This window comes from Sodalis sp. RH14, from assembly GCF_047324285.1.
Lineage (GTDB): Bacteria > Pseudomonadota > Gammaproteobacteria > Enterobacterales > Enterobacteriaceae > Acerihabitans.
The window spans coordinates 4,368,324-4,393,001 of the sequence record NZ_CP178739.1 but is presented as its reverse complement, the minus strand read 5'-3'; the positions used below and the strand labels follow the sequence as shown (position 1 = coordinate 4,393,001).

At 51.8% G+C, this 24,678-nt stretch carries 26 protein-coding genes; 11 read left to right on the top strand and 15 right to left on the bottom strand.

The annotated features are described in order from the left end of the window. Positions 1-3: 3 nt before the first annotated feature. From ACL2XQ_RS20025 to ACL2XQ_RS19980, 10 genes are all read right to left on the bottom strand, one after another. Complete coding sequence (locus ACL2XQ_RS20025; protein WP_410013929.1) at positions 4-906, bottom strand: ABC transporter substrate-binding protein; 903 nt, start codon at positions 904-906, stop codon at positions 4-6. A gap of 15 nt (positions 907-921) precedes the next feature. Further along, the gene (locus tag ACL2XQ_RS20020) at positions 922-1,647 is read right to left on the bottom strand and encodes an ABC transporter permease (protein ID WP_410013930.1); all 726 of its coding nucleotides are present in this window, start codon (positions 1,645-1,647) and stop codon (positions 922-924) included. Further along, entirely contained in the window at positions 1,644-2,294 is a 651-nt protein-coding gene (locus tag ACL2XQ_RS20015; RefSeq protein WP_410013931.1) for an ABC transporter permease, read from the bottom strand. Before ACL2XQ_RS20015 ends, ACL2XQ_RS20020 begins: the two co-directional genes overlap by 4 nt. Beyond that, positions 2,284-3,393 (bottom strand): ABC transporter ATP-binding protein, encoded by a 1,110-nt coding sequence (locus tag ACL2XQ_RS20010; protein ID WP_410013932.1) that lies wholly within the window; start codon positions 3,391-3,393, stop codon positions 2,284-2,286. The genes ACL2XQ_RS20015 and ACL2XQ_RS20010 overlap by 11 nt, the downstream gene beginning before the upstream one ends. A gap of 380 nt (positions 3,394-3,773) precedes the next feature. Continuing rightward, entirely contained in the window at positions 3,774-3,920 is a 147-nt protein-coding gene (locus ACL2XQ_RS20005) for a hypothetical protein (RefSeq protein WP_410013933.1), read from the bottom strand. Between the two features lie 136 nt (positions 3,921-4,056). After that, a complete protein-coding gene (locus tag ACL2XQ_RS20000; RefSeq protein WP_413739611.1) occupies positions 4,057-4,878 on the bottom strand; it encodes an alpha/beta hydrolase in 822 nt (273 codons plus the stop codon). Between the two features lie 398 nt (positions 4,879-5,276). Next, the gene (locus tag ACL2XQ_RS19995; RefSeq protein ID WP_410013935.1) at positions 5,277-5,423 is read right to left on the bottom strand and encodes a hypothetical protein; all 147 of its coding nucleotides are present in this window, start codon (positions 5,421-5,423) and stop codon (positions 5,277-5,279) included. Between the two features lie 321 nt (positions 5,424-5,744). After that, positions 5,745-6,311, bottom strand: a complete 567-nt coding sequence (gene flhC / locus ACL2XQ_RS19990) for a flagellar transcriptional regulator FlhC (protein ID WP_413721230.1) — start codon at positions 6,309-6,311, stop codon at positions 5,745-5,747. Between the two features lie 2 nt (positions 6,312-6,313). Further along, positions 6,314-6,664, bottom strand: coding sequence for a flagellar transcriptional regulator FlhD (gene flhD, locus ACL2XQ_RS19985; RefSeq protein WP_413729624.1), 351 nt, complete (start codon positions 6,662-6,664; stop codon positions 6,314-6,316). 979 nt (positions 6,665-7,643) lie between these two features. Beyond that, positions 7,644-8,465: an AraC family transcriptional regulator gene (locus tag ACL2XQ_RS19980; protein ID WP_410013938.1), complete on the bottom strand. Its 822-nt coding sequence runs from the start codon at positions 8,463-8,465 to the stop codon at positions 7,644-7,646. A 264-nt stretch (positions 8,466-8,729) separates the two neighbouring features. On the opposite strand from ACL2XQ_RS19980, the gene ACL2XQ_RS19975 reads away from it, so the two are divergent. Next, positions 8,730-10,127: an MFS transporter gene (locus ACL2XQ_RS19975; RefSeq protein WP_413739610.1), complete on the top strand. Its 1,398-nt coding sequence runs from the start codon at positions 8,730-8,732 to the stop codon at positions 10,125-10,127. A gap of 32 nt (positions 10,128-10,159) precedes the next feature. Then, entirely contained in the window at positions 10,160-12,118 is a 1,959-nt protein-coding gene (locus tag ACL2XQ_RS19970) for a glycoside hydrolase family 127 protein (RefSeq protein WP_413739609.1), read from the top strand. 153 nt (positions 12,119-12,271) lie between these two features. Here ACL2XQ_RS19970 and ACL2XQ_RS19965 read toward each other — a convergent pair whose 3' ends face one another. Both ACL2XQ_RS19965 and ACL2XQ_RS19960 read right to left on the bottom strand, forming a co-directional pair. Continuing rightward, positions 12,272-13,519, bottom strand: coding sequence for an MFS transporter (locus ACL2XQ_RS19965; RefSeq protein WP_413739608.1), 1,248 nt, complete (start codon positions 13,517-13,519; stop codon positions 12,272-12,274). Between the two features lie 244 nt (positions 13,520-13,763). Beyond that, a complete protein-coding gene (locus ACL2XQ_RS19960; RefSeq protein WP_413739607.1) occupies positions 13,764-14,348 on the bottom strand; it encodes a CGNR zinc finger domain-containing protein in 585 nt (194 codons plus the stop codon). 93 nt (positions 14,349-14,441) lie between these two features. Between ACL2XQ_RS19960 and ACL2XQ_RS19955 the strand changes: the two genes are divergently transcribed. From ACL2XQ_RS19955 to ACL2XQ_RS19940, 4 genes are all read left to right on the top strand, one after another. Then, positions 14,442-15,383, top strand: a complete 942-nt coding sequence (locus tag ACL2XQ_RS19955) for an alpha/beta fold hydrolase (protein ID WP_413739606.1) — start codon at positions 14,442-14,444, stop codon at positions 15,381-15,383. Between the two features lie 220 nt (positions 15,384-15,603). Beyond that, positions 15,604-16,413, top strand: a complete 810-nt coding sequence (locus ACL2XQ_RS19950; protein WP_413739605.1) for a pentapeptide repeat-containing protein — start codon at positions 15,604-15,606, stop codon at positions 16,411-16,413. 2 nt (positions 16,414-16,415) lie between these two features. Beyond that, positions 16,416-17,048, top strand: coding sequence for a nucleotidyltransferase (locus tag ACL2XQ_RS19945; RefSeq protein ID WP_413739604.1), 633 nt, complete (start codon positions 16,416-16,418; stop codon positions 17,046-17,048). Next, positions 17,041-17,358, top strand: coding sequence for a hypothetical protein (locus ACL2XQ_RS19940; protein WP_413739603.1), 318 nt, complete (start codon positions 17,041-17,043; stop codon positions 17,356-17,358). The genes ACL2XQ_RS19945 and ACL2XQ_RS19940 overlap by 8 nt, the downstream gene beginning before the upstream one ends. Positions 17,359-17,564: 206 nt before the next feature. On the opposite strand, the gene ACL2XQ_RS19935 is transcribed toward ACL2XQ_RS19940, so the two are convergent. Then, positions 17,565-18,485 (bottom strand): LysR substrate-binding domain-containing protein, encoded by a 921-nt coding sequence (locus ACL2XQ_RS19935; RefSeq protein ID WP_413721224.1) that lies wholly within the window; start codon positions 18,483-18,485, stop codon positions 17,565-17,567. A 141-nt stretch (positions 18,486-18,626) separates the two neighbouring features. On the opposite strand from ACL2XQ_RS19935, the gene ACL2XQ_RS19930 reads away from it, so the two are divergent. The 5 genes from ACL2XQ_RS19930 (at position 18,627) to ACL2XQ_RS19910 (ending at position 22,746) form a co-directional block, all read left to right on the top strand. Beyond that, complete coding sequence (locus ACL2XQ_RS19930) at positions 18,627-19,016, top strand: RidA family protein (protein WP_413721223.1); 390 nt, start codon at positions 18,627-18,629, stop codon at positions 19,014-19,016. Between the two features lie 149 nt (positions 19,017-19,165). After that, on the top strand, positions 19,166-20,125 hold the full coding sequence (locus ACL2XQ_RS19925) for a quinone oxidoreductase family protein (protein WP_413727411.1): 960 nt from the start codon (positions 19,166-19,168) through the stop codon (positions 20,123-20,125). A 281-nt stretch (positions 20,126-20,406) separates the two neighbouring features. Continuing rightward, complete coding sequence (locus ACL2XQ_RS19920) at positions 20,407-21,147, top strand: SDR family oxidoreductase (protein ID WP_413740536.1); 741 nt, start codon at positions 20,407-20,409, stop codon at positions 21,145-21,147. Between the two features lie 200 nt (positions 21,148-21,347). Then, complete coding sequence (locus ACL2XQ_RS19915; RefSeq protein WP_410016746.1) at positions 21,348-22,010, top strand: dTMP kinase; 663 nt, start codon at positions 21,348-21,350, stop codon at positions 22,008-22,010. A 253-nt stretch (positions 22,011-22,263) separates the two neighbouring features. Further along, positions 22,264-22,746, top strand: coding sequence for a glutathione peroxidase (locus tag ACL2XQ_RS19910; protein WP_410013943.1), 483 nt, complete (start codon positions 22,264-22,266; stop codon positions 22,744-22,746). A 92-nt stretch (positions 22,747-22,838) separates the two neighbouring features. On the opposite strand, the gene ACL2XQ_RS19905 is transcribed toward ACL2XQ_RS19910, so the two are convergent. Both ACL2XQ_RS19905 and ACL2XQ_RS19900 read right to left on the bottom strand, forming a co-directional pair. After that, complete coding sequence (locus ACL2XQ_RS19905; protein ID WP_013203711.1) at positions 22,839-23,999, bottom strand: IS30 family transposase; 1,161 nt, start codon at positions 23,997-23,999, stop codon at positions 22,839-22,841. A 262-nt stretch (positions 24,000-24,261) separates the two neighbouring features. Then, on the bottom strand, positions 24,262-24,633 hold the full coding sequence (locus tag ACL2XQ_RS19900) for a lysozyme inhibitor LprI family protein (RefSeq protein WP_413740535.1): 372 nt from the start codon (positions 24,631-24,633) through the stop codon (positions 24,262-24,264). Positions 24,634-24,678: the final 45 nt, after the last annotated feature.

The window sequence follows — 24,678 nt, the reverse complement described above, 5'->3', positions numbered from 1 at the left end:
ACATTATTTATCCAGGCCGTGCTGGGTCAGCCATTCCTTTGCCACCGCATCGATACTGTCAAAATTGGCCAGTTTGCCGTTCATGACAATCAGATCATCGGTGGTAAGCTGGGCGGAAATCTTATTCAGCGTGTCACCGACCGGGGCGCTGAGTTTGTCGGCGGCAATCAGGGGCACGATATTTTGCGCCGGGAACAGATGCTTGGGATCCTCCAGGGCCACCAGGTTATTTTTTTTCATCGCCGGGTCGGTCGAGGTCATATCCGCCACCTGGATTTGATTATTGACCAGCGCCGACAAAGTCAGCGGTCCCGCCACATCCAGTACCTTGAAGTTCTTAAAGGTCAGGCCGTAAATGTCTTTTAAACCCTTCACCCCCTCGCGCCGGCTTTTCCATTCCGCCGGTCCGCCCAACACCAGTTTGCCGGCGACGGGCTGCAGGTCGCTGATGGTCTTCAGGTTATATTTTTTGGCGGTTTTGTCGGTAACCGCCAGCACGTCGCTATCCTGCGCCCGGGAGATGGACAGCATCTTGATCTTGGCGGGCAGGGCTTTACCCAGCGCGGCCTCGACATCTTCCACGCTATGGGCCTGGGTTTTCTCGTCCAGATAGCTCAGTGTCGCGCCGCTGTATTCCGGGATTAAATTAATGGAACCGTCCAGCAAGGCGGGCATATACACTTCCCGGCTGCCGATGTTTAATTTCTTTTCCACTTTGATATTTTTCGCGGCCAGCGCGTCGGCATAGATCGTGGCCAGCAACTGGCTTTCCGGAAAATCCGCCGATCCCACGATAATGGTCCCGATATCGCCGGTCGCGGACGTTTTATCATCAGCCGATGCCGGGGCGGTCTGCAATAAAACGGCGGAAAACAACGTTGCTGCGAGCAATTGATTCATTTTCATTTTGACGGGCTCCGGTTAATGATATAGGCGATTGATATAGTGGGTTAATAGAATAAAAGGCTTACGCCGGCGCTCGCGCCGCTGTATGCCGGATGAGACCATGAAACGAATGAACAACGAGAAGATAAAATCCACCGCCAGGGCCAGCGCGCCCACCGTAATGGCGCCGGCGACCATCTGCGGATAATCGTTTTGCGCGCGGCCGTCGATAATCAACCGGCCCAGGCCGCCCAGCGACACATAGGCGGCAATGGTGGCGGTGGAGACAATCTGCAGCGCCGCGCTGCGAATGCCGGACAGGATCAGCGCCAGCGCGCAGGGAATTTCCACGGTCAGCAGCAGGCGCCAGGGTGAATACCCCATGCCGACGGCGGCGTCGATAACGCTGGGATCAATGGCGGTCATGCCGGAATAGATCCCCATCATAATCGGCGGCAGCGCCAGTATAATCAGCACAATTAGACAGGGGACGATAAACGCCAGATCCGATTCGAACACCGGGCCGAAAATAATGACCAGTAAAATAATCAGGCCAAACGTGGGCAAGGCCCGCATGGCGTTGGCGATACCGATAAGCGTGCGTGTGCCTTTGCCGGTATGGCCGACATAACAGCCAATGGGAAAAGCGATAATCAACGCGATAAGCAACGCTTCGGCGCTGTAAATAACATGCTGGGTGATTAATACCAGCAGGCCGTCATCGCCCAGCCAATGGGCGCTGTCCATAAACCACGCTATCATCGTCCGCTCCGTTTAGGTTTCCAGGCCGTAATCTTATTCGCGCCCAGCAGCAGTAAATTATCGAGAACCAGGGCCAGCGCGATACATAAGACGATGCCGGCGATAATCGGCGTCAGGAAATGCAGCTGGAACCCCTGGGTAAACAGCGCTCCGAGCTGCGGCATGCCCACCACCGCGGCGATGGACACGATACTGACATTGGATACCAGGACCACCCGCATCCCGGCGGCGATAACGGGAACCGCCAGGGGGAGCTCCACCAGCAAGAACCGCTGCAGCGGCCGGTATCCCAGGGCCACGGCGGCCTGGCGGGTGTCTTCCGGCACGGAATCCAGCCCGTCGCATACCGTGCGCACCAGTAATGAAAACGCGTACAGCGTCAGCGCCACCACCACGTTAAGCGTGTCGAGAATTCGGGTGCCAAGGATCCCCGGCAGCAGCACAAACAACGCCAGGGAGGGAATGGTATAGAGCAGTCCGAGCATATTGAGCAGCAGGTTCTTGATATGCGCGCTGCGATAGATAACGATCCCGGCCGGGATGGCCAGGATTAACCCAATCAATACCGGCACCACGGACAAATACAGGTGCCAGCACAGCAGGTTGAAAATGGTGTCTTTTTGCGCCCAGAGCCAGTCAAACCGCATGGCGTTGCTCCACGTCCATCGGTTGACGCGCGGCGCCGAACGCCTGCTCGATATTCACCGAACCGAGTAATTGCCGGTTATCGTCAACGACGATCCCCCGGCCGGAAGGCGAGCTCAGCACCGCGTCCATCAGTTGCCGCAGCGAGCCGCTCAGCGGCGCAAACGTACCGCTCAGGTTAATGTCGCCGGCCAGGATATGGCTTTTTGGCTGGGCGACATCAAACCAGCCCAGGGGCTGGTTGTCAGCGGTCACCAGTATCCACCGGCCCTGCGCCCGCTCACGGGCCTCGGCGACCGGCATCCCCACGGCGGCGCAGGGTTCGCTGGACAAGGCCAGGCCGGAGGGGATGGCGCTAAAGGCCAGCTTACGGTAGCCACGGTCCCGGCCGATAAAATCGGCGACAAACGCATCGCCGGGATGGTTAAGCAGCCTAGACGGCGCGTCGATCTGCGCCAGCCTGCCGCCGGGCCTGAACACCGCCACCCGATCGCCCAGCTTCATGGCTTCATCAATATCGTGCGTGACCATAATAATGGTTTTACCGATATCGCTTTGCAGGCGCAGGAATTCATCCTGCAACTGCTCGCGCACCACCGGATCCACCGCGCTGAAGGGCTCGTCCATCAGCATGAATTCCGGATCCGAGGCCAGCGCCCGGGCAACACCTACCCGCTGCTGCTGCCCGCCGGACAATTGCCAGGGATAACGCTGGCCCATCTCCGGCGACAGGCCCACCCGCGCCAGTAAATCCAGCGCGGTTTTCCGGGCGGCATGCCGCGTCGCGCCGTTAAGGCGCGCGGTAACGGCGACATTATCCTGTACGGTTTTATGCGGGAATAAGCCGGCATTCTGGATGACATAGCCTATCTTGCGCCGCAGCCGCACCACATCCATATCCTGCGTGGATTGCCCATTGAGCGTAATCACGCCCGAACTCGGCTCAATCAGCCGGTTGATCATGCGCAGCGAGGTGGTTTTGCCGCAACCGGAGGGGCCGACCAGAATGGTGATTTTTGCCGTAGGCGCGACAAAAGATAATCTGTCCACGGCAACGGTGCCATCGGGGTAAAATTTGGTGACATTGTCGAATGCGATCATGGCTTATCCATCAAATTTATAATCCGCGCTGTAAAATCAGGCATGTATATTCTTGTATGTACAACCAAGCAATTTAGATGCCAACTCCAGTCGGATGTCCGCCCGCCCACAGCGGTGGCGGGACGCCCCGTTGCCTGCGCGATGATGAGTTAGGGCGGGAGCCTGGATGTTCCATCATGTAGCGCGGCGCACTGTAATGAGGCACCGCCATCAACAGAGTTTGCCTAATGGGTAAGGGGGTATAGATAAAGAGGGGAGGGGCTTGGCGTGGGCGCGGCTATGCGACCGCCATAAGCGCAAAAAAAAACGCAAATCCATGATCATATCTTGATATGGATTTGCGCCTTGATGAAAAATTTTGTCTTACTTTTACCGCGCTATTATTCCGCGGTATTGACATGCTGGTTAGAACTTTGCGTTACCGGATAGGTATTGGCATAGCTCTGGTAGTCACCGCCGGCGGCCATGGAAACTGCGGGGGCGAGCATGGCGGAAATAAGGGCTAAAGCTGCGATGGTCTTTTTCATGATTGATATCCTCTCGTTTTGTTTGTACAGGTGAAAGCCTTTCGCTTTCGATGTGATTAATATAACGCTCATTAATTAAATAGTCTAGTGAATAAATTTGTTTTTATTGTTCAAATTATTTGATTTGATGTGGGGTTTATCCGCTATTCGACCTGATAAAAAGCGCAATGGCTTCAATAACGCCCGGAGCCAGGGGAAGGTTCGCATCGGCATAGGCGGCCAGATTGATGCTGGGCTCATCAACTGTGACCCGTTTAAGCACATGATTGGTGTCGGGGATCAGGAGAAGGGTAGAGGCCGGCGCGAACTGATGGAGACGTTTGGCATCCGCAATACCGACCTGGAGATCGCGTTTTCCCTGCAGTATCAGCACCGGCTTGTTAACCTGCTTGATGAGTTGCGCGGGATCTAAGGCAAAGAGGCTGATCAGGAAGGATTGCACCGCCGGCCGGAATAACGCCTCCAGGGCCGGCGGCACTGCTCTGGCATCTATGAGCTGGCCGGACGAAAGCGCGGCGATCGCCTTGGCGGCCGCGTCAAGCAACAGCGCGTTGGCGGGGTTGGCGCGCAACTGGGACATCAGCACTTCGCCGGCCGGCCGGCCGGGGCATGCGACCAATATCAGCCCGGCTATATGTTCCGACGCTCGTGTTAGTGCGCTAAGCGCCACTAAACCGCCTTCACTATGGCCAAGCAACCATACCGCGTTTGTGCCGGTACGCCGGCGCAGGGTGTTAATCCAGTTGTGAATGTCATCGACATAATCAGCGACGGTCACCGCATCCGGGTCCGGTACGGCTGCCGCGCTGGCAAACATGCCGCGCTTATCGATGCGTGCGCTGACTATCCCCTTGGCGGCCAGTCCTTCCGCCAATAATTTATAGGGCGCGGCTTTTATTCCCAGTACGCTATTGCCGTCGCGATCCGTTGGGCCGGACCCCGGGATGATAAGGACCACTGGCGAACACTTATCTGGCACTCCACTAAGGGTTCCCTTAAGCGGCCCCATTGGACCTAACGCGTCAATAGTGCTCATCGGAGTTAACCCGCGCCGATAAAGTTAACATAACCGGGGAAAACCCCGGCAAATCAGCTGAATTCAATAAATACAAATACACTGGGATCTCGCAGGCAACGTTTACTGACACTGAATCTTATAGCCCAACGGCCATGTTGTCTCTTATTTTGCGGGCATACGGGTCACGTTGCGCCGGCTGGCGTGGCCCAGGCGGCGCTGATGGCAAATCATGCTGGCAAGGCCATTCAAGGCGGGCAAAAAAAAATCGCAAAACCACGACTTTTGCGCCATGGTTTTGCGATTTAATCAATTTTTTTGTCTTTTACTATATGACGCCCTTATTCGGCGGTATTGACGTGATGATTACTGCTTTGCGTCACCGGATACGTGTTGGTGTAGCTTTGGTAATCACCGCCTGCCGCCATGGAAACTGCTGGAGCAAGAACGGCTGCGATAAGGGCGAGGGCTGCGATGGTCTTTTTCATGATTGATATCCTGTGTGGTATGAGTGAAAGCGTTTTGCTTTCGATGGAATAAATATAACGCTCATTAACATAATGGGATATCGAATAAATTCGCTGGTGTTGTTCAAATTAACTGATTTATAGACCAGGTGGTATAGGCCACGGATAACCTCAGGCGGTTAGCCGCTGTGGCGTCATAACGGCAATGTGGCGAGACGGATGTCCTGGCGAAAAAAAACCTGTCCGGCGCTCTTAGCCTGGGCGCGTATGCCACTCATAATGTGCCGATTTCAACAGTCCGTTTCATGCCTTTCAGCCAGCGTGATAAACAGGGGGCATTAATTAGTACGCATATTGTGGCGTTATCGCTGGCATTTCTGATTCGGGCATAATTTTACGTCTTTTTATGGCCCGCGACGGCGGCTGGCATAAGCTGCAGACAAACCCATAAACCGGATGATGGGCATAAGTGACAAAATGGCCCTGACAATGGCTACAGGGCGTTAATTGCAGCATGCCGCTATTGACAAAGCGTACCAGGGTCCAGGCGCGGGTCATGGTCAGCAGCGGTAACTCGTCCACCTGCGGCGGGCACTGCTCCAGATAGAGGTGATAAGCCTGGATAATTATCGCTATATCGCTGGATTCGCCGTTTTTCTTTAATGCCCGGAAGATATTATAAAACATAGAGGAGTGGATATTCTGCTCCCATATCATATACCAGTCGGTAGAGAACGGCAGCATCCCTTTCGGCGGAGGGCTGCCGCGCAATTCCTTATAGAGTTTGATTAATTTGGGGCGGCTGATCTGTGTTTCACATTCCAGCATCTGGAGACGGGCCCCCAGGGTGATCAGTTCCATGGCCATTTGGATATCTTTTGCTTCCTGAATGATGCTTTTATAGGTCATGGTCACCCCCTTGGGTTAGGTAAAGGCACTATTTTTGCGCTTGTACGTTTTGCTAACACAGTCGACAAAACAATACCCGTATGAAGTTGCTGCAATTCGTCAATCCGCGACTCTTGGGTCAGCAATCTGATGGTCTGATGGTCATCAAAGCGAAACAGGCATAAGAGTTGACTGGCTTCCGACAGTTTCGTCATTTGTGATGGCATCAGCTTTTTCAGCGTATCGGCCATGTCTTCATCAATACCCAGGCGGAACATTGCGGCGGCTTTATCCTGATTAATCAAGCGTTGCGCCAGAAGTAAATAGGAAAAATTAAGATCGAAGATATATTGGCGAATTTCTTTGGCGTTCATTTTTTCATCCTGACAATCACCGTTAACTATAATTAGAGTATTGATATTATTATTTATATAAAACAAGCACTAAAGAATAACAATCCAACGCATAACATCACACATTCGGTCATATTCGACTCTCTTTTCCTGATTGCTGCTAAAAATAGCCTGGTATCACCGGGCAATTATTCACTATTAACTAGCCGGAGAGCTCGTCTGTCATACATTAGTTGTATGACCAACCAAATAGATGAGATGCCATTTATTTTCATGAAAGTTAACAACTGATACCTTCTCGCAACCAAGAATTAAGTGTGAAGCCATCAATATTTGACTTAATTGCTGCGAGGATAATAGTAACAAAGTATTAATTTTATATTAAGACAACGCGTTTAATTAAGCAAATGTTACAGCGATCGACATATTAAATAAATACCTATAAAAATCAACCACTAATAATTTATTGACTTTTCGCTATTTTTTAGTAATAGCTGATATTAAAAATATTAGCATGGTAATTAAATTGAAGTGTTAAATATTTAGGCTCTTTATTTTGCTTAAAGTGCATTTAACATGAATTTTTAGTGGCAAAATTGTGACTTAATCAAAATTATATGCAGTAAGTGAATCCATTCGCGTTAAACCGATTGCGATTAGGTAAACTTGTTGTAGCATTTTAACAATGACCTATTAAGCCAGTGAGTACCGTAATGATAATTAATATCATACTGCACATAAATTTCCCGGCGACGGCGGCCCACATTATCTCAAGGTATTATTCGCTCAGTAACGGGTGATTAAGCAGGGCCGGCTTTTGTGCGGCCAATGGTGCATCAAGCCGGGCGCATCCCCAGCCGGTTTTTGTCTCCAGCCTTAAATTCAGGCTGTTACTTCCAGGCGGAGACCATTTTGTCATGAGTGTTGATTGAGGGCCTGCGTTGGCGATGTCAGGGCGTCGCCACCGTATCTCTTTAATGCCGGATGTTCTCCTCTTCGCCTAGATATCCGAATTAATATGCTCTTTACAGTAACGCTTTTTATATTCCAGCGGCGTCAAACCGGTTAGCCGGCGAAACAGCCGCCTGAAATATCCCACATCCTGGAAACCACAGCGTTTTGCGATATCGGCAATGATGCCGCAGTCCGCAACCAGCAGCTTTTCTGCGTTGCCGATGCGCCGCCGGTGAATGGCCTCGGTAAGGGTCATACGGAACGTCATTTTATAGACCCGGCCCAGATAGTCGGCATTGCAGAAGAGTTGAGACGCCAACCCGGATGCGGTAAGGGGCAGATGGAACTGGGTGCCGATCAGCTGTTGCGCTTTCCATGCCAAGGCTATGCCCGGTTCCGCCGGTTCAGTGCTTTCGGTCCAGCCGTCCGCCACCTGTTGCAACAGCAGCAGCAGAATTAATTCCAGCGAGGAAGGGGGCGATCGGTTTTCCTGCTCGCTGAGAAACAGTCTAAACAGCGTAACAAACCGGCGTGGATCGCGTATTTTACTGTATTGCGGTATAGGTAATTTAATCGCCTGTTCTTTGGCGGCATTACTGGCCGTCATGCCGAAGTGCAGCCAGTAAAATTTTAAATCCGCGGGAAAATTACCTATGCCCGTATGTTCCCGGCCTGGCCATAATAAAAGCGATTCCCCGGCTTTGACATAAAAATCATGCTGGTTCTCTCGAATCGCTAATATCCCCTGTTCAACAAAAATTAATTCATAGGATCCCAGGACGCGGGTGGGGTGGTGGCCCAGGCCGCGGGAAATAAAAAGGCCGCCATTTTCAATTCTAATGGGGTAATTAACTGATATTTCTAGCATAATAAATTACCTTGGTTGCCGTTTTCCCTCACCTTAGCAAACCTGACTGGGCATGTCAGGTAATATGAACGCACTATTGATCTGCTTCACAATTTTAAATCCATGTCGGAATTGTACCCTTTATCTGCCTTTTCCTCACCTTGTTGCGGCCCCGGTAGTGTGCGACGTTTAACCGGTGGAACCCTAAAAATGCTTATTACATTGAAGCGTTAACTTCTTAACCCTTCCGCATGCCAATAACGCGTTATCGGCGAGGAGAAAATAATGTCAACCACCTCCATTCCCCATACGGTTGCCCCGGCAATAACCGCCGGCAGCTATTTATCCATGCGTGAAAAAATCGGTTACGGTTTAGGCGATGCGGGCGGTACCGTTATTACCTGCCTGATGATGAATTTCCTCACCTTCTTTTATACGGATATATTCGGACTCACCCCGGCGCTGGTCGGCATTATGTTTATCGTGCTGCGCGTCGTGGATGCCGTTTCCGATCCCCTGATGGGCGTGGTGGCTGACCGGACCGTAAGCCGTTGGGGACGGTTTCGCCCCTGGCAACTATGGGCCGCGCTGCCCATCGGTATTATCGGTATCCTGACGTTCACCGTGCCCGATGTGGGCATCCATGCAAAAATCCTCTGGGCCTTTGTCACCTACCTGATGCTCTCCCTGAGTTATACCGCCATCAATGTGCCCTATTGCGCGCTGATAAACACCATGACCGGTGTCCACCGGGAGGTGATTTCCTGTCAGGCCTGGCGTTTTGTGCTGTGCGGCGTCGCCGGTTTCCTGGTCTCGGTGGGATTGCCCTGGCTGGTGGAGGCGCTGGGGCGCGGCCATGCGGCCCAAGGCTATCAACGCGGCGTCGCCGTGCTGTGCGTTATCGCGGTGGCGATGTTTTTGTGCTGTTTTTTCTGGGTGCGTGAACGGGTGCCCCTGGCGGTGATGGGTAAGTTTTCACTACGGGACCATTTGCGGGGTCTGCGGCAAAACGATCAGTTGCTGCTGATGTTGCTGATGTCATTTTTGCTGATAAATGTCTTTAATATTCGCGGCGGCGGCTATATGTATTTTATTACCTATGCGCTGCACGGCAGCGCCGGCTACGCTTCGCTGTTTTTTACCGCCGTCACCGTGGCGTCCATTCTTGGTGCCATGATCGTCAATGGCCTGTCACGGCGCATCGATACGGTAAAACTCTATTATTACACCAATATTACCCTGGCGGTCCTGGGCATCCTGATGTGGTTTATCCCCATTGGCGAGGCGTACCGCACCCTATGGCTGGCGCTGATTTTCATCAACAGCATTATCCTCGGTTTTACCCTGACGCTGCATTTCTCCCTCATGGCGTTTGCCGATGATTATGGCTTCTGGAAAACGCGTATCCGCTCATCCGGCATGAGCTTTGCGTTTAATCTGTTTTTTATCAAACTGGCCTGGGCATCCAGCGCCGGTATTATCAGCCTGGTGTTCGTTCTGGTGGCCTATGCTCCCGGCATCGATCACCAAACCCCCGCGTCGCTCCACGGTATCCAGATGATGGAAACCCTGATACCGACGATATTCCATTTATTGCTGGCGGTAGCGTTGCGTTTTTGCCGGCTGGACAATACCAGTATGGCCCGTATATCCCGCGATCTTCAGGACCGTCGGTTGGCATAAACATTGATTAAACATTGATTAGGTAATCAAAAATGGAAAAAACATCCGAAATCGACCTGCATCATATCAAGCTGAGCGATTCCTTCTGGCTGGATTATCAGCGACTGGTCAGGGATGTGGTCTTGCCGTACCAGTGGGAGGCGCTAAACGATCGTATCGCCGACGCGGAACCCAGTCATGCCATAGAAAATTTCCGCCTCGCGGCCGGACGCAGCCAGGGAGAATTTTACGGAATGGTATTCCAGGACAGCGATGTCGCGAAATGGCTGGAGGCGGTGGCCTGGATGCTGTGCCGGCAGCCGGATCCGCAGCTGGAGCGTACCGCCGATGAAACCATTGAGCTGATCGCCGCCGCCCAGCAGCCGGACGGCTACCTGAATACCTATTTTACCGTGAAGGCGCCGGAAAAACGCTGGACCAACCTGGCGGAATGCCATGAGCTGTATTGCGCCGGACATATGATTGAAGCCGGCGTGGCTTACTACCGCGCCACCGGCAAAACCCGCCTGCTCGAGGTCGTGTGCGCCCTGGCCGATCATATTGACGGGGTTTTCGGCCCGGGTCCCCGGCAGTTGCATGGGTATCCGGGCCACCCGGAAATCGAGCTGGCGTTGATGGAATTGTATGACGTCACGGCCAATCAGCGCTATCTCGCCCTGGCGCGCTATTTTGTTGAGCAGCGCGGTACCGAACCTCATTTCTATGACCTTGAATACGAGCGCCGCGGCCGCACTTCCCACTGGCACAACTACGGCACGGCCTGGATGGTGAAAGACAAGGCGTATAGCCAGGCGCATAAACCCATTGCGCTGCAGGAAACGGCGGTAGGCCATGCGGTCAGGTTCGTTTATCTGCTGGCGGGCGTCGCCCATCTGGCGCGTGTCAGCGGCGATGATGAGAAGCGCCGCGCCTGCCGTCGCTTATGGGACGACATGACCCGGCGCCAGATGTACATTACCGGCGGAATCGGCGCCCAAAGCCATGGCGAGGCGTTTACTTCCGGTTACGATCTGCCCAACGACACCGCTTATACGGAAAGCTGCGCGTCCATCGGCCTGATGATGTTTGCCAGGCGCATGCTGCAAATGGAGGCCGACGGGCAGTATGCCGACGTGATGGAGCGAGCGCTGTATAATACCGTGCTGGCGGGCATGGCTCTTGACGGCAAACATTTTTTCTACGTCAATCCGCTGGAAGTCCATCCTGGCGCCATTAAATGCAACCATATTTACGATCACGTTAAACCGGTGCGCCAGCAATGGTTCGGCTGCGCCTGCTGTCCGCCCAATATCGCCCGGTTGCTGGGCTCGCTCGGCAATTATATTTACACCCGCAACGACGAGACCCTGTTTGTAAACCTCTATATCGGCAGCGAGGTGACCCTGCCGGCGGGCGATCGCTCCCTGACGGTGCGGCAAACCGGTAATTACCCTTGGGACGAGACCGTTACTCTCGCCGTCAGCTGTGCGTCGCCGACATCCTTTACGCTGGCGCTGCGTTTGCCGGGCTGGTGTCCGTCGCCGCAGGCGATGCTGAACGGCGAACCGGTGGCTATGGCGCCCCGGCGGGGATATGCCTATTTCACGCGTACCTGGTCGGAAGGCGACAGTATTCAACTGACTTTGCCGATGCCGGTGCGCCGGGTCCGCAGCAATCCGCTGGTGCGCCAAAACCTGGGAAAGGTTGCTTTGCAGCGTGGACCGCTGGTGTATTGCCTTGAACAGGCCGATAACGGCGATAATCTGCACCAGTTGCGTTTGTCCGCCGGAAGTGATTTTCGCTTAGTGCCCGGTGAAGGCGTGCTGGCGGGGAAAACCCTGATCCAGGCGCCGGGGGAGGGCCTGCCGCCTGTGGATGTTTCGCAACAAACGCTTTATGATTATGACGGAGTACCTCCGCGGCGCCGGCAGCAATCCCTGCTGTTTATTCCTTATTTTTGCTGGGCCAACCGCGGCGAAGGGGAGATGCGGGTATGGGTCGCAGAGGACTGATCCGATATCGTCGTATAAAAGGAGACGCGGGGCAGGGAGCGCCCCGGGGTGGCAGCCTGCCTGAATCGTCAGCGCAGCGATGGCGGCAGAACGCAATGGGGATGCCGCCAGTGTATTTAGCGCCACTTATTAAGCGGCCTCTTTGCCGGGCGATTATTGACGATAGCGCACCAAAATGAGTGCGACAGCGGCCAGAGAAGTGAGGCAAACAGTATACAAAGCCTGGACCGCATCCCATTCAGATGCCAATACGGCGGCGATGGCGGCGACAAGGGCTGAGGTTAAAGCTTGCCATCGCCATGCTTTAGCGCTGGCGCCCGAAACCTGTTCTGCCGGGAAATAAGCGAGAATGCTGAAGGTGCCTAGAGCAAACACAATATTAGAGGCCAGATGCGCACCGAATATAAGCCCTAACGCCACCGCTTTTTGTGAAGCCAGGAAAGGAAACGCGCCATAGGCAGCCAGAAAAATCCCCATACACAGCAACAGGCGGCCGTTACTTTTAGCGTAGCGGCTCAGCCTATCGCCACTGAGCACTAATGGACCGCATAACTGTCCGAGGCTGCGGGCGAACAGTAAAGGTAATGCCAGACTGGTGGTATCCACGGGGCGGATTTGTTGTGCCATTGCCGGCAACAGCGCCATAGCCGGCGAGCCAACGGCGGCCAATGCCGGTAGTAATAACAGGCTGCGCTTTTGCAATACAGACAATCCGTCCCAGCGGAGTATTGCCACCTTACTCTGCGCGACAATCGGTACTATCTGGCTGATGTGGGTATCGCGTGCCGTGGAGACCAATAGCGTTGTGGCCGCAACAAAACTTACTGCATCAATGCTGAGTAATGCCGGCGGGGAAAGCACATCAAACAGTAGAACACCCAGCCCGGTTCCCAGCAGAACCTGCGCTGCAAAAATCAGTGTTTCCATGCAGGTGGCGGCCGGAAGCTCCTGTACGGATAATCCCTGCTTGAAGATAAGCGTCAGGGCTGGATATGACATTCCACCCAAGAATGCTTCTACCGACTGCATGGCCAGCATCGCCGGGATATTGTGGTGCAGCAGGCCCAGCACCGGCAATATCAGGGCGCACATGCCGAATAGCTCAGTCAGGATCAACAAACGTAGCGGTGGCACCCGACGACTCAAATTTTCGCCAAGCAGGCTGCCGCAAAAACCGGGTAATGTCGCCAGCATGTAGGCAAGTGTCAGGGCGGACGGTGGGGCATGCCAGCGCAACATTTGGCCGAAAATTACCACCTGCGTCAGGCCATTACCTAAAGAAGAAAGAATAAAGGCGCCACCCAGCAGGCGCAACCAGCGATGGTGGTGCAGGGCGCGTACTAATCCTATTAGCAAATTGTTCATCAATAACGTTCTCAATAAAAACAGAATATTGCGCATAGCCGGGACTACACGGAAGAGAAAACTGTCTACATTGAGAAATCGTTACATTGGAAATTACAGTTCTGCACTGGGAGGTGATAAAAATCTAGCACGGCCGCTAACGATCGGGAAAGATTTTATCGAGGGTCTTTCTCATGATAAGCATCCATTGGGCGCATTTTAACCGAACTTCATTAAGCGGTAACACTAAATTCAGAGGGAACTTCAAGGCGAACCGGGACCAGGGATGCCGCAACCAGCCCTATGCAGATTTCTTCCTGGAACGAAACGCTGCCACTTTCATCCTATTGCCGCAAGTGGCCATGCTGCACCAGCGGCGGCGGTGCGATTTGCTCAGGTCATGGAAGAGCAGAATGCAGCCATGGGCTTCGCATTGGCGTACGAATTCGAATTTATCGCCCGTAACCAGACGTACCAAAGCATCGGCCACAGGCCAAAGCAGGCTTGCCGGGCTGCTATCCCGGTGGTGAACACCGATGCGCAATTCCTGCGCTTCGCCATCCCATTCCAGCCTCTTCACCGGACAACCCGCCGCAAGCACCTGATTGATGGCGGTGAAATCGGCTGGAACGCCTTTCATTGCCGCGTTCACCACTGCCCGCGCACAGTCGCGAAGCCCGCGGGCTTCAGCCAGCAGGCCACAGGGGATCGGCTGGTTAGCGCCATCGGGCCAAAGGCCCGCCAGTTTCAGCCAGCTCGCGACGCTTTGATCGTCGGTTAGGCAGTCATGACGTTGGTCGCCCACACCGTACTCAGTGTTAATGAAATCGAGGGCAAGATTGTCCGCCAGAAAGAGCGGGCCGGAAGACGTGCTGGTCGGATTCATATTGGCCTGTAACTAATAAAATATATTTGACAGGTTACCAAAAAACCACGTAACCTTCAAATGATAAATTTAACGGTTACAAAAGGAACTATCATGACCTCTTCCAAATCGATTGCAGCTACCGGACCCGCGACTTCTCTGCTTGTTGACGGTGCGCATACCGCCAATGCTATCGGCCCCATTCGTTACCGCTACGAGCAGGTGGGTGATGTGAAGGTTTTCTACCGCGAGGCAGGCAACCCCAGCGCACCCACGCTACTGCTGCTTCACGGCTTCGCAGCCTCATCGTTTATGTTTCGCGACCTTATTCCCGAACTGGCCGAACGCTATCATGTGATCGCGCCGGATTTACCGGCCTTTGGTTTTACCGCGGCCCCGGCGCGGGGCGAGTACGCCTACACCTTCAGCCAGCTGGCGCAGACCATCGGCCAGTTTACCGAACAGCTTAAGCTCGCTACATACGCGCTTATGGTTCACGACTACGGCGCCCCGGTGGGATGGCGCCTGGCTGTCGCCCATCCTGAGCGGGTGACCGCCATTATTTCTCAGAACGGCAACGCCTATGAGGAAGGATTGGGCGATAGCTGGGCACCTATTCAAAAGTACTGGCGCGAACCGACGCAGCAGAACCGGAACGCCCTGCATGACTTTCCGACACCGGCCTCGATTAAGTGGCAATACCTGGAAGGGGTTACCGACAAGGATTCGGTTTCGCCAGATGGCTATACGTTGGAAGGGCTCCAGATATCGCGGCCTGGCAATGCGGACATTCAGCTCGACCTGCTTTTGGATTACGCCTCCAACGTAGCAATGTACCCCGCCTTCCAGGCGTGCTTCCGCAAGTACCAGCCACCATTGCTGGCGGTTTGGGGAAAGAACGATCCGTTTTTCCTTCCGGACGGGGCCGAAGCCTGGAAACGCGATCTGCCCAAGGCGGATATTCGCTTCTATGACACCGGGCACTTCGCGCTCGAAACCCACGCCAGGCAAATTATTCCGGTGATTCGTGCGTTCCTGGACAAGAATATAGGGTAGCGGGTCGGTTTGAGATGTTGGCCAAGGCAACCGCTCAATTCAATAGACTTAGCCACAGCGCTCCTGGCCAAGGGAACTGCCGGGAATGCCCTTGCTATCAAAGTATTGTCTGCTTTGTGCCAAAAGCGGAAGTTGCTATTGCAGGTCAGCCTGGCTTCAAATCAGCCAAAAAAACTACTATAATGCATAATGTTTAGTCTATTAGCTTATAGAGAAAAAAATGATAAAAGATAGCGGAAGAGAAAAGCTGTCAGACAAAAGATTTGACTCTGTAGTAGCCAAGGATAAGTTCGTTAATAAATTATTTGAACGATTAGTTGCATTAGATATTAAATTCAAAAATGTGAACTTTAGCTACTGTATTTTCGATGCTGCTTACATCAGAAACTGTAGTTTTCAGGATTGTGACTTTACCGGTTGCAGGTTTTTAAATTGCAACTTAATGGGTTCAAGCTTTAGTGGCTGCAAATTTGACTACGCCACTTTTGATAAATCTTACATTGATAATGACATTCTCGAAAATGGGTGCCCTGGACCGGACAACCTTAAACTCAAGTTTGCGCGTTCATTACGATTGAATTATCAGCAAATAGGTGATTCAAAATCAGCAAACAACGCTATAGCAATAGAACTACAGGCTACAGGAGCGCATCTTTATAAAGCATGGAAATCCAAAGAATCTTATTACCGAAATAAATATAAAGGATTTGACCGTTTAAAAATGTTTGGCGAATGGTTTGAGTTCAAGGCACTAGATCTTATCTGGGGGAACGGGGAGTCTGTTTTTAAATTATGCAGGGCTGTCATTATTATTTTGTGCATCATAGCTTTACATCACGTCCTTAACTATGGGGATCCAAAACTAGTTAACTCATATTCTGAAGCGTTAGCAATTTCCCCACAAATACTTCTGGGTACATTGTTACTCCCTCAATATTCAGCATCTTTTCTGACAATGGTCGTTTTGGTAAGGTTAATTATGTTTGGTTTCTTTATGTCCATAATAATTAAACGGTTCAATAGGCGATAATTATGCATATCTACGCTTTTGGTTCGATATGTCGCGGGGAAGTTGATTCATTTTCAGACGTTGACATGTTGGCTATTGTCAGTGGTCGGGATGAAAGATTTAATCCGAAAGATTACTCAATTTACTCGTATGAACGGATAAATGAACTCTGGAAAGAAGGTAACCCATTCGCTTGGCATCTGTTTTTGGAATCCATGCTTATTTATTCACCCGATAGAATTGATTATTTACGGAGCTTAGGTAAACCTAGTAATTATAATTCAGGCTTGGCTGATTGTAAAAAGTTCCTGGAGATATTTATCAGCGCTAAAAATTCAATTGAAACATCTGTTCTTACTGAGATTTTTGATCTATCTTCAATATTTCTGTCGATACGAAATTTTGCGACATGTTTTTCTTTAGATTGCGATGTAAGGCCCGACTTTTCGCGAAATTCCGCGCGTAATCTGGGCATTCACAGCATACCAGTTTGTGATTTGACCTATCAATTACTCGAAAGGGCCAGAGTGCTTTGTACCAGAGGTACTGGTGAAATTCTCAATGCTGATGACATTAAAAAAGTCAAATCCCAATTAGACTTAATTGAGTGTTGGATGCGAGAAAAAATAAAAATGATTGGTGACAAGAATGAGTGAGTTTAATAATAGAATTAAAGCACAAAGAGAAGCATTAAAAGTAGTCAATGGCTCAGGATTATTCTGTGAGCCATTGCTAAGTCTGACAGAGAAAGCCATAGACCGATGGTCTAATAACAATGATCTCAGCAATACAGATCGCGCTATTCTCTTGCTGAAAGCGATGTCAGGCACCTTATTTTTCCTTGCAAACAAGAGCCAAGAGCAGGTTACTGAAGACTATAAGATTCTTTCTAAAAAGGTGAATGACCAGTTATCTAAATTGGAAATTGAATTGAAAAATAGAGTTGTTTCAAAGACAATTCGTTGAGAACTGAATAACCATTCCTTATGTAGTCAGTTTTGGTGAGGTTAAAAGTGTCAACCTCCGCTTCTCGCTCGAAGCAGACCTGACAGTAAGTTGGTCTGTCTGCTCCGTGCCAGGAGCGGACGTCGACATCTGAATTCCCTTTCAGTCAAGACCACCAGAATGACCACCAATCGACGCTGATGAGCGAATCAGGGGCTGGGACGTAGTTACTTATTGTTAGAATTGGGGACATGGTGCTGCATCAATTCAACGATCCAATCAATAAAAACTCGCAGTTTGGCGTTGACATGGCGGTTCGGCGGAAACGCCAGGTACAGGGGCATTGGATTAATACGCCAGTGTTCAAATAGCGGAGTCAAGGAGCCACAAGCCTGATGTGCTGCCGCCATATAGACTGGCAGCGCAATCACGCCTAACCCGGCTAGCCCAGCTTCGAGGTAAGCATTGCCATCATCCACTGCAAGCACATAGCTGCTTTTGATTTCAATATGTTCACTCTCACAGTGCAGCACCAGAGGATCAATCTTACCGGTGCGTGAAGACAAGAATCCCACTATGCGATGGTCGGTGTTTTCCAGATCGCGCGGGTGCGCAGGAGCGCCAAGGCGTTCCACATAGCTGGGGGCGGCGTAGACGCCGATTTGCAAATCGCCGACATGGCGTGCGATCAGGGACTGGTCGGTGATTTCGCCACCGCGCAAGACGCAATCCACATTGTCGCCGATCAGATCCACCACCCGGTCGCTCACGCCCATGTCGAACTGGATATCAGGGTAGCGTGCGTGGAAAGCCGGTAGCGCTGGCACCAGCACAAGGCGGGCCAGCGGACTGGGCACATCCACCCGTAATCGTCCTCCGGGCGTAATCGCCGCACTGGAGAGGCTGTTTTCAGCATCCTCCATGTCCGCCAGCAGGCGGATGACGTGCTCGTAGTAGACCGCGCCGTCGGGAGTGACACCGAGCTTGCGGGTGGTGCGATGGAGTAACTTGACGCGCAGGCGCGCTTCCAACTGCTGAATAAGTTGCGTCACCGTGGTTTTGCTCATATGAAGCGTCTGGGCAGCCTTTGTGAAGCTACCTGCCTCCACCACGCGAGCAAAGGCGCGCATCGCATCGAAACGATCCATTCCTTATCCTCTCTTTCTCACCGATTGTTTGGATTTTACAAACAATGATGGACAAAGTCGCCTGTTTATCCGCCCGATCCAGTACCTGTAAAGTGTCTTTATGTTCACCGGGCAGATTTCGCCCATTGCAAAGGTACAAACATGACAACACGCGAAGCAGTTTTTCCCTTCGGTCGGCAGGCGCTCTATGAGCGCAATCGCTATTCACCGGCCATCAAATCCAACGGTTTCTTGTTCGTTTCGGGGCAGGTGGGTAGCCGGGAGGATGGTTTGCCTGAACAGGATCTTAAAGAGCAGATCAGGCTGGCATTCGATAACCTTAATGCTGTTCTCGCGGCTGCGGGCTGCACGTTCGGTGATGTGGTTGACGTTACCCTCTTTGTCGTCGATCCCGAGTCAAACCTCGACGCTATCTGGAGTATCCTGCCAGAATATTGGGGGGAGGCGCCTTACCCTACGTTGACCGGGATCGGCGTGACGTGGCTTTACGGATTCCAGTTTGAGATTAAGGTGATTGCCAGGCTGCCCTAAGCGTTACGGGTCTTTCCGCCAGTCGAAAATTCAACAGGGCAGACCGCGCTGCCTGTAGAGGCAGCAGAGAGATTTCTGAATTGCTATATGCCGCATCGGGATGGTTTGCCAGGCTGGTCAGGATTTACTGATGAGACAGAGGAAAATTTATGAAAGCAGCGGTTTATGACGTGGAAGGCGCTCCCGGCGTCCTGAAATATGTCGATATCCCCGATCCGGTCGCAGGACCTGACGACGTTCTGATTTCTGTCGAGGCTATCTCGATAGAAGGTGGAGATCTGATCAACCGCCGTTTAACTCCGCCGCCTCTTCCTTCATGGATCGTCGGCTACGCGGCCGCGGGCACAGTTGTTGCAGTAGGATCGAACGTCCGTAGCCGTACGGTTGGGGACAGAGTCGCGGCTTTTCACATGCAGGGATCACATGCGGAACGTTGGTCTGTGCCCGCGGAACGAACCTGGCTTATACCCGATGGGGTGGATATGGCAGAAGCGGCGGTTTTACCGATTTCTTTTGGAACCGCGCACCATTGCCTTTTCACTCGAGGCATGCTCCGGCACGGAGAAACCGTCCTTATTCAGGCAGCAGCTGGTGGCGTGGGGCTCGCGGTCGTTCAGCTTGCCTCACAAGCAGGCGCAACGGTCATCGCCGTGGCAAGCGGAACGCAGCGAAGAAGCCGGTTGCTGGAACTTGGTGCCGATCATGTCGTGGATCGTGCAGAGAATAACGTCGTGGACAGTGTCAGACAGTACACCCATGGCAGCGGTGTTGACCTCGTCATCGATCCGGTGGGGACGACGTTGCCTGCTTCGCTTTCTGCACTCGCTCCGGAAGGACGTCTCATCTTCGTCGGTAATGCGGGCGGTGGAGGCCTGACTGTCGACTTGTGGCCGCCAATGCAGTCTAACCAGACACTCATGGGGGTATTCATGGGACCCCTTTTTGAAAGGCCCGGAGTTCGGGCAAGTGTGGACGACATGTTGCAGGCTTTAGCAGCAGGGCGCATCAGGATTGTCATTGACCGCATCTTCCCCCTGGCCAGCGCTGCTGCGGCCCACGAATTCGCCGAGACAGCGAAACCGCTTGGGCGCATCGTTATGAAGCCATGAGGTGTGTTTGACCCGTATGAGCGCGCTGGGCTAATTACTGTGTTCTGGTGTCAAGGCTAAGTTCAGATGTCAAGGGTAGGGGAAAGCTGAAATGTCCGCTCTGTGCCAGAGCAGACTTTGAAACAATTCTCAAAACGCCTGACAACGAAATAACGAACCAAAAGTGCATCTGCTCTGGATAGGTCATCCATTCATGCCACTTCTATACGATTAAACAGATGACGACTATGTTTATCTTTCGTAAGGTAAATGGCGATTATAAGGATCAAAAGGGCGTAATTATGGGAAGATTTCACGGTAAACGTGTACTTATAACGGGTGGCACCAGCGGCATTGGGCTGGCAGGCGCGCTGCGAATTGTGAAAGAGGGAGGACACGTTGCCATCACGGGGCTGAGTGAAGAACGTCTGGCCCAAACCCGCAAACTGATGCCGGACACTGCACTGATCCTGAAAAGTGATGCTGCAAGTGAGGCTGATATTGATGCGCTCGCAACGGCAGTCAGCGGCTGGGGGCACCTCGACGGATTGTGGCTGAATGCGGGTTACGCAGAAATTGGCGCACCGGAATCCGTTACGGCCGACGCCTTTAATCGCATGATGAATGCCAATGTTCGTGGACCTATGCTGCAGCTTGCATCACTTTCCAACACGTTGAACCCAGGTGCATCAGTGTTGGTCACCGCATCGTCTTCAGTCTATGAAGGTGCGCCCATGACGAGCTTATATGGTGCAACAAAAGGCGCCGTTGTCGCCATGGTAAAAAGCTGGGCCGCCTCACTGGCCGCGCGCAATATTCGCGCCAACACGCTGGTGCCAGGACCTATCGAGACTAATTTTAGACACTTCATGTCCGGGGAGTCGCGGCAAAAGTTTGAAGATTTTGTGGTAAGCCAGGTGCCTCTCAGGCGAGCCGGTACAGCTGATGAAGCTGCCGCTGTCGCACTTTTTCTGCTCTCAGAGGATGCGTCCTACGTAACCGGAAGCCAGTATGCTGTGGACGGCGGGCTGGTTCACTATTAATGTGAAACCCAATTTAGATCATTATCTTACTATATGATTTGGTAATCTATTCATTTGCCTGTTTTGGGCATTTGGTTCACGCTGACGCTACAGGCAACTGCTACGAACGAAAGGGTGGTCAGCGGTTAATAAGAAGGTAATAAGATGCTTTTGCCAGATTTGAGTTTTAAGCAAACCCTATGTCAATCGTCATTTCAAGTATGAGTCGTCCGCTGTTTATTTCTCTGGATGGGCCCAAGGGAGTCGGCAAAACCACACTGTTGGAGGCCATTACGAAAGTACTCAGGGCAGATAACAAGACGGTGATCCGACTTTGCGAGAAAAAAAGCGATCCCTACAGGAGGGAAACAATGGCCCTCGTGAACAGGCTCGCTAGAAATCCCACCCTGGATTTGGAATTGGAAGTTTGTGAGCGCTTTGCCGATAGCCGTGCCTGGATTTCCGAGCATGTGCTGACTAAACAGCCACCGGGCAGCATTATCTTAATGGATCGTTGGTACCCGTCGGAAGCCGCGTTTCGCCGGATGGTTCCATTTGCAGAGATCTTACAGCTCAACATTGAACGAAACGTGCGAACGCCAGACCTGCATGTCGGGGTTGTTACTGCGCCTGACATTTCATGGACAAGGGCCGCGGCCAGAACGCGTGGGCTAAGTAGTACGGTAATTCATAAGCTGGAAGAGCATGTCGCGTGTACCAAGGCGTTTGAGCGAGAAGTTGCAGATCACGGCTGGGTTTTATGCCGTAATGAAGGAATCATCGAAGACGCAACGATGCAGGTTATTTCTGAGATCTACAGAGTGCTTGGATGCCCTATAGGCATCGGTTTTGCGGGCAGGGCTTCTGCCGCATGTCGCCAGTAATTACAGCGACCTATTCCGTCACCCTCCACCCCAGAGTGACCCTCAGATTTGTGTTGCGTCTACAGAATCGAAACCACTCAGTATTTTCAGTCTTGTTATGGTTTACCGGGCTGGCTGCCAGCCACGGTCGTGAATACTCATTGAATCGGCGCTGCTACTGACTCTATCTTACTCATAGCGACACGAGGCCTTTAGCACGTCTGTTTGTTGTTCTTTTCGTTCGACTTTGCAAATCTTCTCTGAGGAGCCCGACATGATCACCTTTCATCAACTCACCGCCACCAGTCTGGGTGGCCAGCTCATCTCTATGGCCGACTATGCGGGTAAGCTGGTTCTGGTGGTTAATACCGCCAGCCATTGTGGCTTCACGCCACAATACGCAGGCCTTGAATCGCTCTACAAGAAGTTCGCCGCGCAGGGTCTGGTGGTGCTTGGTTTCCCCTGTAACCAGTTCGGTAATCAGGAACCCGGCGGTGCCGATGAAATCGCGCAGACCTGCCACATCAACTATGGTGTGAGCTTCCCGATATTCGAAAAAGTGGAGGTCAACGGCGCTGCTACGCACCCGGTGTTTCGTTACCTGAAAGACGAATTGCCCGGTGTGCTGGGTGGGCGGATCAAGTGGAACTTCACTAAGTTCCTGATCGGACGCGACGGCAAACCGGTCAAGCGTTTTGCACCGTTCACCACCCCAGAGAAAATGGAAACCGTAATTCTTGCTGCACTTGAAATCTAAGTGTTCGTGTAATTCGAATCGTCCACATTTAGAGAGCTTCCGATAAACTGATTATGCCCGAGTGGGATTAACGTCCGCTCTGTGCTGTGAGTTCAACCGATGGATGCAACACATTGGTTAAAACGCTCTGCGGGTGATTCATAGTCTAGCGTTTTTCTTGGCCTCTCGTTGAGCTGCCTGGCAACACTGTTTAGTCTTTGCTGGCTGTGAACCGATAAGTCAGTTCCTTTTGGAAAATACTGCCTAAGCAATCTGTTCGTATTTTCATTGGAGCCGCGTTGCCAGGGAGATTGTGGATCACAAAAATAGACCTCAATTTCTGTTGCTACAGTAAAAAGGGTGTGATTAGTCATTTCCGCCCCTCGATCCCAAGTTAATGTTTTATAAAGTTCAACAGGCAGCTGCCGGGCTTGTTTGATTAGTGCGGATATGACTGTGGCTGTCTTGTTATCACTGATTTTGGCAAGCATAACAAAGCGGGAATGGCGTTCTACCATCGTGACAATATATGAGTTTTTAGAGCCCTGTATTAGGTCTCCCTCCCAGTGACCTGGTATAGCTCTGTCTGCAACATCAGATGGCCTTTCGCTGATGGGTATTGCATCCGGTATTGAGCCTAATCCCTTTCCTTTAAGTGATGTCGTTCTGGATTTACGTACTACTCTCCCGCTTCTTAGGCACTGCTGCAGCTCTTTTTTTAAAGCTCCCCGGGTTTGTATAAAAAGCGTTTTATAAATCGTTTCGTGTGACACCTGCATTTCCTGATTATCCGGATAACAGCGTTTAAGCCAACCGGCGATTTGTTCCGGCGACCAGTCCTGATACATCTTCTCTGCAATGATTTTACACAATGCGGGGCATCCAATTAGCTTGCAAGGTTTTGGCCTCAGGGCACTGTCCCACGCGTCCTTATCCGCTTTTGCAGCTCGGTAATGTTTTGCACCTCCATGCCTTTTGATCTCGCGGCTAATAGTTGAAGGGGCTCTTGATAATTTGTCGGCGATGTCCCTGATGCTACTTTTTGCTACCAGCCCCCTGGATATTTCCTCTCTTTCATCAAGTGAAAGAGCCAGCCGGTGTCGCTTTCTGACAGAAGGGCGATAACCACCAGTTTGGTGAATAGTGGGCATAACAGAAGAGTGATATCTGTCGAACATTCTGGCGATATCATGCAGGGAATCACCTTGCTTATACCTGTCCCAGATAATCGCTTTCTGTTCTGGCGTGTAGTAAATGCGCGTTCTTCGTTTCATGGCAACGTCCCCCCTTGTTTAAGGATAGCGTTGCGTCGACCCGTTGAACTCACAGCCAAAAGCAGACGTTGCTAAATCAGTCTATGTTAATAAACGGGGGGCAGGGAAGAGTGTAAAAGCGCCGGAAAGCCCCACATCACATTGATGTATCATGAGGCATGAGGCTTTATGCTAAATACACTCAACCCGCATTTTCAATCGATCTCCCGAGACCGATTCTGTACTCATGGAAAGCATGCTTGTTGCACTGTTTTCTAGTATTTCATTCGACGTTATGGAAAAGTGGTTCCGGTAGTACTGGCGGTGTCGAGTCTTCATAGCGCAGCCAGTTCTGCCACTGATTATGAATCCTTAATTCAATCAGGGCTATCTCACGGTCAGTAGCTTTAACCCCTCGAATTGTGCCTCCCTGCCACTCTACACCAGTAGCATGTGATGCCGTATCAATCAGAATGTCCCACGCCTTATTTTCTGCCTCAAAGGCATTAAGGGTCTGGTTATCTTGTGTTGCCGAAATACGTTGACGTGCTGTGTTTAAATACTTCGCTTCGACAGACTTAACTGCATCACGTTTTGTGCCTATACAATCATTCATATCAATAGTTGTCTGCTGGGGATTGTCAGGGCAAGCTATTTCAAAAGTTTCGGTATTATCCTTCAGTACACTGTCTGGCAGCGG

Excerpts from the sequence above, each read along its gene's own strand:
- ACL2XQ_RS20025 (WP_410013929.1), bottom strand. The coding sequence starts at position 906 with ATGAAAATGAATCAATTGCTCGCAGCAACGTTGTTTTCCGCCGTTTTA.
- ACL2XQ_RS20020 (WP_410013930.1), bottom strand. The coding sequence starts at position 1,647 with ATGATAGCGTGGTTTATGGACAGCGCCCATTGGCTGGGCGATGACGGC.
- ACL2XQ_RS20015 (WP_410013931.1), bottom strand. The coding sequence starts at position 2,294 with ATGCGGTTTGACTGGCTCTGGGCGCAAAAAGACACCATTTTCAACCTG.
- ACL2XQ_RS20010 (WP_410013932.1), bottom strand. The coding sequence starts at position 3,393 with ATGATCGCATTCGACAATGTCACCAAATTTTACCCCGATGGCACCGTT.
- ACL2XQ_RS20005 (WP_410013933.1), bottom strand. The coding sequence starts at position 3,920 with ATGAAAAAGACCATCGCAGCTTTAGCCCTTATTTCCGCCATGCTCGCC.
- ACL2XQ_RS19995 (WP_410013935.1), bottom strand. The coding sequence starts at position 5,423 with ATGAAAAAGACCATCGCAGCCCTCGCCCTTATCGCAGCCGTTCTTGCT.
- flhC (WP_413721230.1), bottom strand. The coding sequence starts at position 6,311 with ATGACCTATAAAAGCATCATTCAGGAAGCAAAAGATATCCAAATGGCC.
- flhD (WP_413729624.1), bottom strand. The coding sequence starts at position 6,664 with ATGAACGCCAAAGAAATTCGCCAATATATCTTCGATCTTAATTTTTCC.
- ACL2XQ_RS19980 (WP_410013938.1), bottom strand. The coding sequence starts at position 8,465 with ATGCTAGAAATATCAGTTAATTACCCCATTAGAATTGAAAATGGCGGC.
- ACL2XQ_RS19975 (WP_413739610.1), top strand. The coding sequence starts at position 8,730 with ATGTCAACCACCTCCATTCCCCATACGGTTGCCCCGGCAATAACCGCC.
- ACL2XQ_RS19970 (WP_413739609.1), top strand. The coding sequence starts at position 10,160 with ATGGAAAAAACATCCGAAATCGACCTGCATCATATCAAGCTGAGCGAT.
- ACL2XQ_RS19965 (WP_413739608.1), bottom strand. The coding sequence starts at position 13,519 with ATGCGCAATATTCTGTTTTTATTGAGAACGTTATTGATGAACAATTTG.
- ACL2XQ_RS19960 (WP_413739607.1), bottom strand. The coding sequence starts at position 14,348 with ATGAATCCGACCAGCACGTCTTCCGGCCCGCTCTTTCTGGCGGACAAT.
- ACL2XQ_RS19955 (WP_413739606.1), top strand. The coding sequence starts at position 14,442 with ATGACCTCTTCCAAATCGATTGCAGCTACCGGACCCGCGACTTCTCTG.
- ACL2XQ_RS19950 (WP_413739605.1), top strand. The coding sequence starts at position 15,604 with ATGATAAAAGATAGCGGAAGAGAAAAGCTGTCAGACAAAAGATTTGAC.
- ACL2XQ_RS19945 (WP_413739604.1), top strand. The coding sequence starts at position 16,416 with ATGCATATCTACGCTTTTGGTTCGATATGTCGCGGGGAAGTTGATTCA.
- ACL2XQ_RS19940 (WP_413739603.1), top strand. The coding sequence starts at position 17,041 with ATGAGTGAGTTTAATAATAGAATTAAAGCACAAAGAGAAGCATTAAAA.
- ACL2XQ_RS19935 (WP_413721224.1), bottom strand. The coding sequence starts at position 18,485 with ATGGATCGTTTCGATGCGATGCGCGCCTTTGCTCGCGTGGTGGAGGCA.
- ACL2XQ_RS19930 (WP_413721223.1), top strand. The coding sequence starts at position 18,627 with ATGACAACACGCGAAGCAGTTTTTCCCTTCGGTCGGCAGGCGCTCTAT.
- ACL2XQ_RS19925 (WP_413727411.1), top strand. The coding sequence starts at position 19,166 with ATGAAAGCAGCGGTTTATGACGTGGAAGGCGCTCCCGGCGTCCTGAAA.
- ACL2XQ_RS19920 (WP_413740536.1), top strand. The coding sequence starts at position 20,407 with ATGGGAAGATTTCACGGTAAACGTGTACTTATAACGGGTGGCACCAGC.
- ACL2XQ_RS19915 (WP_410016746.1), top strand. The coding sequence starts at position 21,348 with ATGAGTCGTCCGCTGTTTATTTCTCTGGATGGGCCCAAGGGAGTCGGC.
- ACL2XQ_RS19910 (WP_410013943.1), top strand. The coding sequence starts at position 22,264 with ATGATCACCTTTCATCAACTCACCGCCACCAGTCTGGGTGGCCAGCTC.
- ACL2XQ_RS19905 (WP_013203711.1), bottom strand. The coding sequence starts at position 23,999 with ATGAAACGAAGAACGCGCATTTACTACACGCCAGAACAGAAAGCGATT.